The sequence below is a fragment of the Salipiger sp. H15 genome, from assembly GCF_040409955.1.
Lineage (GTDB): Bacteria > Pseudomonadota > Alphaproteobacteria > Rhodobacterales > Rhodobacteraceae > Salipiger.
The window spans coordinates 166,833-176,849 of the sequence record NZ_CP123390.1; the positions used below are offsets into that span (position 1 = coordinate 166,833).

At 63.0% G+C, this 10,017-nt stretch carries 10 protein-coding genes and 1 pseudogene; 8 read left to right on the forward strand and 3 right to left on the reverse strand.

The genetic code is table 11. The features are described from left to right. The 3 genes from pepD (at position 1) to PVT71_RS29200 (ending at position 3,811) form a co-directional block, all read left to right on the forward strand. The gene (gene pepD, locus PVT71_RS29190) at positions 1 to 1,482 is read left to right on the forward strand and encodes a beta-Ala-His dipeptidase (protein ID WP_353476773.1); all 1,482 of its coding nucleotides are present in this window, start codon (positions 1 to 3) and stop codon (positions 1,480 to 1,482) included. Further along, positions 1,479 to 2,543 carry a hypothetical protein gene (locus tag PVT71_RS29195; RefSeq protein WP_353476774.1) on the forward strand — a complete coding sequence of 355 codons (1,065 nt, stop codon included), beginning with the start codon at positions 1,479 to 1,481 and terminating at the stop codon, positions 2,541 to 2,543. Before pepD ends, PVT71_RS29195 begins: the two co-directional genes overlap by 4 nt. 464 nt (positions 2,544 to 3,007) lie before the next feature. Then, positions 3,008 to 3,811: a hypothetical protein gene (locus tag PVT71_RS29200; protein WP_353476775.1), complete on the forward strand. Its 804-nt coding sequence runs from the start codon at positions 3,008 to 3,010 to the stop codon at positions 3,809 to 3,811. A 200-nt stretch (positions 3,812 to 4,011) separates the two neighbouring features. Here PVT71_RS29200 and PVT71_RS29205 read toward each other — a convergent pair whose 3' ends face one another. After that, positions 4,012 to 4,200 carry a hypothetical protein gene (locus tag PVT71_RS29205; RefSeq protein ID WP_353476776.1) on the reverse strand — a complete coding sequence of 63 codons (189 nt, stop codon included), beginning with the start codon at positions 4,198 to 4,200 and terminating at the stop codon, positions 4,012 to 4,014. Between the two features lie 75 nt (positions 4,201 to 4,275). Between PVT71_RS29205 and PVT71_RS29210 the strand changes: the two genes are divergently transcribed. After that, a complete protein-coding gene (locus PVT71_RS29210) occupies positions 4,276 to 5,028 on the forward strand; it encodes a hypothetical protein (protein ID WP_353476777.1) in 753 nt (250 codons plus the stop codon). 260 nt (positions 5,029 to 5,288) lie between these two features. On the opposite strand, the gene PVT71_RS29215 is transcribed toward PVT71_RS29210, so the two are convergent. Next, positions 5,289 to 6,281, reverse strand: a complete 993-nt coding sequence (locus tag PVT71_RS29215; protein WP_353476778.1) for a HupE/UreJ family protein — start codon at positions 6,279 to 6,281, stop codon at positions 5,289 to 5,291. Positions 6,282 to 6,323: 42 nt separating this feature from the next. Here PVT71_RS29215 and istB point away from each other — a divergent pair. Beyond that, positions 6,324 to 6,908 (forward strand): annotated as a pseudogene (gene istB, locus PVT71_RS29220) (IS21-like element helper ATPase IstB); the annotation flags it as partial. 134 nt (positions 6,909 to 7,042) lie between these two features. On the opposite strand, the gene PVT71_RS29225 reads toward istB, so the two are convergent. Next, positions 7,043 to 7,930: a LysR family transcriptional regulator gene (locus PVT71_RS29225; protein WP_353476779.1), complete on the reverse strand. Its 888-nt coding sequence runs from the start codon at positions 7,928 to 7,930 to the stop codon at positions 7,043 to 7,045. Positions 7,931 to 8,017: 87 nt separating this feature from the next. On the opposite strand from PVT71_RS29225, the gene PVT71_RS29230 reads away from it, so the two are divergent. From PVT71_RS29230 to PVT71_RS29240, 3 genes are all read left to right on the forward strand, one after another. After that, entirely contained in the window at positions 8,018 to 8,584 is a 567-nt protein-coding gene (locus PVT71_RS29230; RefSeq protein ID WP_353476780.1) for an NAD(P)H-dependent oxidoreductase, read from the forward strand. Positions 8,585 to 8,587: 3 nt separating this feature from the next. Beyond that, a complete protein-coding gene (locus PVT71_RS29235; RefSeq protein ID WP_353476781.1) occupies positions 8,588 to 9,001 on the forward strand; it encodes a DUF6220 domain-containing protein in 414 nt (137 codons plus the stop codon). Positions 9,002 to 9,191: 190 nt separating this feature from the next. Next, a complete protein-coding gene (locus tag PVT71_RS29240; RefSeq protein ID WP_353476782.1) occupies positions 9,192 to 9,458 on the forward strand; it encodes a hypothetical protein in 267 nt (88 codons plus the stop codon). Positions 9,459 to 10,017 lie beyond the last annotated feature (559 nt).

Here is a 10,017-nt window from a genome sequence, read left to right on the forward strand (position 1 = left end):
ATGAACGCGACTGCAGCACTCTCGGGGCTTTCACCCCATGCCGTCTGGCATCACTTCGCGCGGCTGAGCGGGATCCCCCGCGGATCGGGCAAGGAGCAGGAGGCCGCCGCCTTCGTGCAGGGCGTCGGGCTGGCGCTGAACCTCGAGACGCGCACCGACGCACGCGGGAACGTCGTCATCCGCAAGCCCGCCACGCGCGGCATGGAGGACCGCCCCGCCGTCGCGCTGCAATGCCATCTCGACATGGTGCAGCAGCAGGTGGAGGGCCGCGGCTTCGACTTCGACACCGACCCGATCGAGCTGGTCGTCGACGGCGACTGGGTCACCGCCAATGGCACCACGCTCGGCGCCGACAACGGCATCGGCGTCGCCCTCGCCCTTGCGGTGCTCACCGGCACCGAGCTGGCCCATCCCGCGATCGAGGCGGTCTTCACCGTCGACGAGGAGGTCGGGATGACCGGCGCTGAGGCACTGACCGCCGACCAGCTGAGCGCGCGCTACCTGATCAACCTCGACATGGAGAGCGATCACGAGCTGACCATCGGCTGCGCCGGTGCCGTCGATATCGTCGCCGAGGGCCTCTGCGACGAGCGCCCGCTGGATGCCGGCTCCTGCCAGTTCGAGCTGCGGGTCGACGGCGGGCTGGGCGGGCACTCGGGGCTCGACATCCACCTTGGCCGGATGAATGCGATTGCGACGCTGGCCGAGACGCTGGCCCGCCTCGGGCAGGCGGTGCCGCTGGTTCTCACCTTTCTCGAAGGCGGCACGGTCGCCAATGTCATCCCAGGCAGCGCCAGCGCGCGCTTCGCCGTCGCTCCGCAGGCAGTCCCCATGCTGCAAGCGGCCCTAGCCGCGCTGCCGGAGCTGATCGTGCCCCACCTCGCGGCAGAGGCAGGGGTGCGGATCACCTGCGAGCCGGTGACGGGCGCCGTTACCAAGGGGCTCGATCCCGTGTTCCAAGCCGCGCTGGTCGAGGCCCTGCGCCGCCTGCCGACGGGGGTCATCGCGATGAGCGCCTCGGTGCCCGGCCTGGTCGAGACGTCGAACAACCTCTCCACCGCGAGGGTGGCGGAGGGGCGGATGCGGATCGTCTGCCTCGCCCGCAGCTGCGTCGAGGGCCACAAGCCCGCCGTGCTGCGGGCGGTGCAGGACTGCCTTGCGCCGACGGGTGCCGCGATCACCTGCGCCAACGACGCGCCGGGCTGGGAGCCGGTCCCCGACAGCGCGCTCCTGCAGGTCATGTCGGACGCCTGTGCGGCGATCCATGGCCAGCCGCCTGCCGTGATCGCCATTCACGCGGGCCTCGAGACGGGGATCCTGTCGAACACGTTCCCGGGCATGCAGATGGTCTCCTACGGGCCCAATATCGAAGGTGCCCACACACCCGGCGAGCGGGTGCAGATCTCGTCGGTCCAGAAGGTCTGGGCCGTGCTGCAGCGAACCCTCGCCACAATTCCCCAAGAGGAAGGAACAGCCGAATGACCGCCAAGGTCTCTGACAAGCACATGCGCGTTGCGCGCCGGATCATCCAGGACATGTTCGCCGTCAAGCCCGGCGAGGTCGTGGCCCTCACCGCGGATGACGGCACCGATCCCGAGATCACCCGGGGGTTCTACGAGGCCGCGGTCGAGGTCGATGCCAAGCCGCTCGTCCTGCAGTTCCGCAAGGCCCGCAACAACGGCGAGGCGGGCATGGCGGACTGGCCCGCCGCGGCGATGGAAGCCGCGCTGAAACATGCCGACGTCTGGATCGAGAACAACGAGGCCTTCACGCTCTATTCCTCGATGTGGGAACGGGTGCTCGAGGCGAACGAGCGGATCCGCTACAACGTGCTCGCGGGCAGCAGCATCGACAGCCTCGAGCGGGTGTTCTGCGACTTCGACATCTCGCGGATGGCGCGGATCATCGAAAAGATCGTCGCGCTGGCGAAACAGGCCGGAAGGGTGCGCGCGAAAGGCGCCAGCGGGACTGATGTGACCTTCGATCTGGACCCGACCCACGTCATCGACTTCGACAGCGGCGACTTCTCGAAGAAGAAGTTCGGCACCGCACCCGGCTACGTGAACCTCGTGCCGAAGACCGGCACGATGGAGGGGCGTATCGTCTTCGACATGATCATGCACGCCGACCTGTCGCAGGGCGGAACCGTCGAGTTCGAGATGCGGAACGGCAGGATCACCGGCTACGGCGGCTCCCATGGCCACCTTCTGCGCGATTACGTCGAGGGCTTTGACGAGGAGAACATGCGCAAGATCAGCCACATGATGATCGGTCTCTGCGCGGGCGTGCGCGACCTCAGCTGGGAAATCGTCGAGGACGAACGCATCTGGGGCGGCATCGACTTCGGCTTCGGCCACACCTCGCCGCTCGACATGCCGCCGCACGGGCAGATCGCCAGCTCGCATTTCGACGGGATCTCGACCCGCGCCACGATCTGGTTCGACGATGTGCTGATCCTCGAGAACGGCGTCTTCGTGCATCCCGACATCAAGGACGATGCCGAGGCCCTGCTGGCGGAGTACGAAGCCGAGCGAAAGGCGTAAGGATAGCGCGTCCGGCGATCGCGGCACCTTGCTCCCGATCTGGCACCCCGTGATCGCCGAACCAACGCGATGTCCCCCCAAATCACCGGCAAGGAGGACGGGCCGTGATCTCGACTTTCGGGCCGGCCGCGTCGGAGGCCCGGCACGGTCTCCTTGTTGCAGAGCGGATGTCCGACCAAGAAAGGTCCCGCGAGACCCAGCGTCCGTCCCGAAACGGTTGAAACTCGCTGAAACCGTGACCAGTCCAAGCCCTTCTTTCCCTTCTCCCGGCACAAGAAACGGCGTTGGTCGGAGAATTTTCTTTGCGACGCCGATTGATCCGGAAGAAAGTCGTAAAATAAGCGCCCACGGCACCTGCAACGTCCCTATCCTTGTTGCAGGCGATGAAGTCCGGACCAGGTTATGGATTTCAGAATCGACCAGCTTTCAAGCGCGTGACAAGCTTCTCGATAGGGAGGAAGGGCATGATCGGAGGAGAGGTTAGTGAGGCGCATGCCCGCGCTTGGTTATCGCGAGGTCTGACGACTGAGCTCGTCGAGAAGGCCATCAACGAGTCCCCGACGCCTGCCATAGTCGACAGAGCCTTTTTGGGCAAAACAGGGCGGAGCATCACGGCGATCGGCCGTGTGGCAGCACGGATTGGTCGGCACCCCGGTTGCATCTACGCCCAGCCTGTTCAGGCTGGCCGAAATCTCTCTTTGCGAGTCTTGGTTCGCCGCGCCGGCCGTGACTCTGGCATGAAGTACGTAGACCGAGAGAATGACTTCCGTCAGGATATGATCAGTTATGTGCTGCGAGATATCTCGATCAGCAGTGCTGGAACCGACGACTCCATAATTAGCCTAACCCGGCACGCAGTCCAAAGATGGATCGAGAGGGGCGGCGCGAAGGACCCCCGGATCGATCTCCTTCGGAAGCTCGACCGAGCGGTATTGATGGCCATTTTTCACAGCGGCCTATTCGACGCCGCCACGGAAGTTTCGGCCCAGAATATCACGGACCGAAATGGGCAGGTCGCGCGCTTCGGCGTCCCGGATGCCCATGGAGGACTTTGGGTCGCGGCAGTGTCTTGCCTCAAGAAATCTCTGGTCGATAGCTACGGCGCTCGTGGTGTGAAGGTCCGATGCGTTGTGACCGTCCTGACGTATATTGGCTGTGATCTGGTGAGCCCGTCACAAGCCCTGTACCGTGACCTGGCAATATCGGAAGGGATTTCCGGCGTCGTGCAGAGGTTCCCGGATGAGTTCTTGCCGCTCGGCAGCGACTGAAGACATCGACATTGGACGCGCGTCGGCAGTGACGCATTCCGCACCATGAAGCACAGAGCCAAATTGGTTGCGGAGGCAAGGGCGCGTCCCCTGCCGCGCGGGCAGGAGACGGCAGATCTCTGTTGACGTTGCATTTTGCAACTTGATCTGGACCTGATCGACCTTTCCGGTGAAGTGGAATGGAACCTCGCAATCGGGCGTCACCGCGGTTCCTGTATCCTCACCACGTCAAGGGTTTCATCCAGAGAGAAGCGGTTGGGCACAGTCTTTTCGATCCGTCCCTCGGCAACCACTGTTCCATCCACGGAGAGCGTGCCCAGTCCGCCTTTACCAAGGCCATCGCCGACGTAGGCGAACTCAAAGTTGATCTGGTGGTCGCCCGCCGTCAATGCTTATTCCGCTGTGATCGAGGTTGTGTCTTCCTGTAGCCAGAGAATGGGGCGTCCTACAGGATGAGCAACTGAATGAGCGAGAGGATGTCGGCGGCCTTGGCGCGAGCAACCTTGTCACGTGGCCTCGCACTTCGCGCGATCCGCGAGGCTGCGGCACTGCCGGCGACTGATGAGATCAGGTTTTTCAGGGGAGCCGGGACATCCATCAAGGCGCTCGGGCGCGCTGCCCAGAAGATGATCCGGCGGCCGGATATCGTCTATGCGAAGGTCAGAGGATCCGTCGATGCTCCGGTCCTGGTGTCGATTTCACGCACAGCAGGGCGGGATATCTTGGAGAAGCGTAGCGGCAACGCCAACGCCGAACACGCGTGCGACTTGATCACGTACTACAGCATCATTTTCGATCCGCGCACGCAGAGACTGGCATGGTGTCATCTGCCGGTCCTGGCTCACGCGCTTCAGCGTTGGGCGGAGCGCGGCATTGGTGATCCCCGAGAGGCCCTCCTGGCGCAACTGGATGCCGAGGTCATACGTATCCTGACGCTGGGCGATATCCTCGACAGGGCCCTTGAGCACGCGTCCCGACGCGGACCTACTGATGCGCGCACGACCTTCGGCGTTCCCGCTGACGGCGGCATCTGGGTTGCTGCAACCCATGGCGAACGAAATAGCAATGGCCGGATGAGCAACGGCTTGAGCCTCAGAACCTTCCTGGGTGAGGCCGAAATGAACGAGGAGCGACGCGCCTATCGTGCAGTCGCGCTATCGCAGGACATCGTGGCCGCCGAAAGGCAATGGCCCGAGGCGTTCACAAGCGGCCATTGATGGCAATGAAGGTGGTCAATGCGCTGACACAGGGGGTCTCAGCGCGCAGCGGGCCGTTCGGGGGGACTGGCTCTGGCGCGAGACGCGGGCGACATCCCCGTGAGCATCCTCGTCGGACACATGGAGACCGATTTCGCCCTGGCGGAATGCATGCGCCCTGGCAACGCTCGCGCGTTCACGCGGTGCTGCCGGTTGATCTCCCCGCTCGAAGAGGCGCGCCATGTGTAAGCAGATCACCGGGACCTGGAGCCCGATCCAGTTCAGAAGAACATCCCGTCCAGTCGCTCGAAGACCCAGAAAGTGGCGATGATCCCGATGCCATAGACGGCAGCAACCGGAGCTGCCCGCGGCAGGGCGACGAGGCGGCGCAGCAGCGCCACCAACGCCAGCAGCGCACCGATGAAGGTAAGCTGGCCCAGTTCCACGCCGACGTTGAAGAACAGCAGCGCCAGTGGGATATCTCCCTGCGGCAGGCCGATCTTCACCAGCGCGCCGGCGAAGCCGAAGCCGTGCAAGAGGCCGAAGGCGAAGGCGACGATCCAGGGCCAGCGGGTCGCGAGGCTGTGGCGGCCGCGGCGCAGGTGGATGGCCTCGACGGCGACCAGCAGGATGCTGAGCGCGATCAGCGTCTCGACCGGCGGGGGCGGCAGCGAGACGTAGCCAAAGGTGGCGAGCGCCAGCGTGATCGAATGCGCGACGGTGAAGGCAGTGACGGTCTTCAGCAGCATCGGCCAGCCGCGCACGATCAGCATCAGCGCGGCGACGAAGGTCAGGTGGTCGACCCCCTCGAGGATATGCTGAATGCCGAGCCGGGTGTAGGTCTGCACCACGGCCCAGGTCGACGGCGCCTCGGGGATGGTCACGGCGGGCTCGCGCGGGCGCAGCAGGAATCTCTGATGGGTGCCGTCCAGCAGCGCGACATTGACCAGCGTGTCCATGGTGGTGCGGTCGAGATTGTCGATCCGCAGCTCAGTGCCGGGCAGCCCCGCGTCGCCGGTGAGGCCGTAGCGGAAGAGCACGAAGCCCTCGACGAGAGTCTCGCCGGGCACCAGTGTCAGGGTCAGGGCCGGATCGAAGGCGGGGCGGATGTTCTGCACCATGCCGTCGCGAGTCGGCACCTTCCAGAGGAGCTCGTAACGCTGCGGTGCGACCTCGTCGATCTGCAGGAAGGCGGGCCGGATTTCATGCGCTCGGGCCTGCGGGGTCAGCGTGACAAGGCATAGGATCAAGACGGAGAACAGGCGCAGTATCATGGCCGCGCGTACTCCTGCCGCACCGCATCGGGCACACCCTCGGCCTACAAGGATCTGCCCAACTTCGACTTCTCGTCCAGCGAGATGAACGAGGCAACGGTGCGCCAGTTGCATCGCGGCGAGTTCATGGAAGGAGCGCAGAACGTCGTTCTCATCGGCGGCCCCGGGACCGGGAAGACCCACATCGCAACCGCGCTCGGCATCCATGCCATCGAGCATCATCGCCGGAGAGTGCGCTTCTTCTCGACCATCGAACTCGTCAACGCTCTCGAGCAGGAGAAGGCCAAGGGAAAAGCCGGACACATCGCAGAGACCCTCACCCGCCTCGACCGGGTGATCCTGGACGAGCTCGGATACCTGCCGTTCAGCCCTTCAGGGGGCGCCTTGCTCTTCCATTTGCTGAGCAAGTTATACGAGCGCACCAGCGTGATCATCACCACGAACCTCAGCTTCAGCGAGTGGGCCACAGTGTTCGGTGACGCCAAGATAACCACCGCGCTCCTCGATCGGCTGACCCATCGCTGCCACATCCTCGAGACCGGAAACGACAGCTTCCGCTTCAAGGACAGCGCGGCTGCAGCAACGCGGAAAAAGAGGGAGGGAAGCCATGTCTTGACCCAATCATGACCCCCTCGGCATAATCCAAGGTGGGTCACTTCTCGATGGAAAACCCGGATCAGTTCTGGGTGGAAATCAACACTTTGCGGCCATTCGGACTGACGGAGCAGATTTGGGATGTTCTGGTTACGAGCCACCTGGGATTACCTCAGCGCCGCCGCTAAGAGTGATGCGACATGGCGCAGAGCGCGGTCCTTGGCACGACGTCGATGCCAAGCCAGATGCAGAGGAAAGCCATCTACAGGGATCGGGGTCGGGAGGGTCACCAAGTCACCTGCGGTGGCCACAACTCTGGACGGCAGCATCGCTATCATTTCCGAGCCGCGCAGCAGATCTGGCACCATGCCGAAGCTAGGCACCACCAATCCAACGCGGCGCGTCCGGCCAAGCCTGGAGAGTTCCGTGTCCAGCTGGCTGCGGGTCTCTCCTCGTCCCGATACAAGGATATGAGGCCAAGAGAGCCAGCTATCGAGGTCGAAGGCCGCAAGCGCGGGATGATCCTGGCGTAGCGCGACAACATAGTTCTCGGACATAAGCTCTTCACGTTGAATCTCTTCGTCGTCTTCAGGAAGGACGGAGATGGCGAGGTCAGTGCTTCCATCCACCAGCGCGGCCTTCGCTGCCGCAGCGCCGTGCCATGGCTGAATGACGAGGTCGATGCCAGGAGCGGTCTCGCTCAAGGCACGCTGCAGCGGACCAACGACGACGAGTGCCGGATAGTCAGCCATCGCGATCCGAATGTGTTGATGGACCTCGGACAACGGCACCTCGAGCGGATCGACCAGATCGGTGACACCGGCCAGCAGCGTTTTCAGGGGAGCGCGAAGTGATGCCGCCTTGGCAGTAAGTCGCATTGTGCCGCGCCCGCGCTCGAGCAGCTCATCGCGGAACAGGTGTCGACAGCGTTGCAAGGCGGCCGAAGCAGCGGGTTGCGACATGTTCAACCTGTCAGCCGCGCGGCTGACATGCGCCTCGTCCAGCAGCGCATCGAGAACCACCAAAAGGTTCAGATCGAGTCCACGCAAATTCATGAAGCTGATAATAGACTAGATGAACGACCGATTGGAATGATTTCTCAAGGTACAGCATCGTCCGGTTATCCAATCAAGGAGACGACGATGACCAAGACCCTGATCCTGCTCTTTCACCCCGATCTGACCCGCTCCAAAGCCAATGTGACGCTGGCCTGTGCCGCCGAGTCCCTGCCCGGCGTCGAGGTGGTGGACATGACCGCTGCCGCCCCGGAAGGGTTCGACCTTTTCCGTGACGGTGAAGCGGAAGCCGCTCGATTGCTGGCTGCTGACCGGATCGTGCTGCAATTTCCGGTGCAGTGGTATTCCACTCCGCCACTGCTGAAGGCTTGGCTAGACGCTGTGCTGACGCGAATGTTCTACTTGGCTTATGAGGCCGAGGGCCGCCGGCTGGAGGGCACCCCGCTGATGATCGCGGCTACCGCAGGCAATACGCCCGAGGCCTACAGCCACGGGGCGTGCAACTTGATGCCGATGGTCGATCTACTCGCCCCGCTGCGCGCAACAGCGCACCGCTGCAAACTGGTCTGGGCCGAGCCGTTCCTCCTTTATCGCGCGGACAAGCTGACGTCGGACGAACTTTCTGTTGCCGCCACTTACTATCGCGCAACGCTGACCCAGTGGATTGAAGCCTCCCAACCGATGGCAGCGTGACTCATGGAAAAGATGCATGACACATTCACCGATCTCGGTGCAGGCACGCCTTCCTGGTTCACACTTGCGGCTCGCGCTCTGCCCATTAGCCTCTTAGGTCAATTCCTCAGCGCCGGCACCGCGCTTTTCCAGGACTCTGATCTGTGGAGCTTGCACACCGCCATAGGCGGGACTCTGGCTGTTCCCGTCTTGGCACTTGCTGGTGGAGCACTCGCCGTCCCCCGGTTGCGGGGCTTTGGCTGGTGGGCCAGCCTGGTCCTTGTGCTTTACCTGTTCCAGGTGGCGCTGGCCGCCGGAGGAGAGCCGCTGCCGTTGTCCTTACACCCGCTCAACGCGGCATTTCTGCTGACCGCCAGCCTGGTCCTTCTGGCAAAAGTCGAACGCCGACGGGCTCAGGGTCAACGACAGCAGATTTGACCTGAAAATCAGCGCCACTTTGGCTCGCAGGCCCGCGCTTGGCCCGAACTCACCTGCCAGCCACCGCAAGACGGCCGCAGATCCCCGGAGCGACAAAAGAGCAAGCCGTTACCGGGAGCCGCGCACGAGCGGGCACCGGTTTAATGCCGCTCACTTCCCAAACCTCATGACGCCCAGAAAGGAGAACATCATGTTCAGCAAACGTATCTTCACCGCCCTCGCAATCTCTCTCGCAGCCACCGCCGCGCAAGCCAATGAGCACAACGCTCATGAAAGCCGCCATTGGCTGGAAGACCGGGCGCCGCGTCCCGCAGATGCCATCCAGTTGCCCGTCTACATCGTTTTGAGCGGCCAAGATCGAGCGCGCGCGGAACTTACCCGTGATGACTTCACTACGGTCACAATTGCTGGGCACGGGTCGCTCCACGAAGAACCTTTCTCAGGCGGCGATCTGTAATCCCACGCCCTCAGGCGGGGGGAGAAAAAAAGCTCATCCGCCTGATTACGGGAACGATGTCGATCCTGCTGGTCATGTCGGCCGTCAGGCTCATGTAGTGACCGGCAGCTTCGTCCGCACCGCCGACCTCGGACTGTTAAAAATGCTGCGGCTTTCATGAATGGCCGCTTCGGTTAAGCGGCGGAGCGGCCCGGCGACGACCGCAATGGACCGAGAGTGACGGGTGCTGCTGTCAGCCAGGTCTACAGCTCGATGCACTGCCGCAAGCCCGCTCGGAGCCCTTTGTTGAACTTCATCTCACGACGGCCGGGCGGTTGCGGCGCTGCAACGCAGCAAGATCCCGAGGTTTATTTTGATCTGCATGACTGTCAGCCTCTGCATACTCCAAGTAGCTTGTATTCGTCTCGCAAAGAGCCAGCAGAAGGATCCCTAAGGACTTCAGATTTTCCGACCTCTCACAAGTCTCTGTTCATAACCTCGCGGCAGAAGTGTGCCTATTAGGTTGAAAATGACCGCCAGTCACCATATCGATGACCGGCGGTCATTTTCAGGGGAAAAC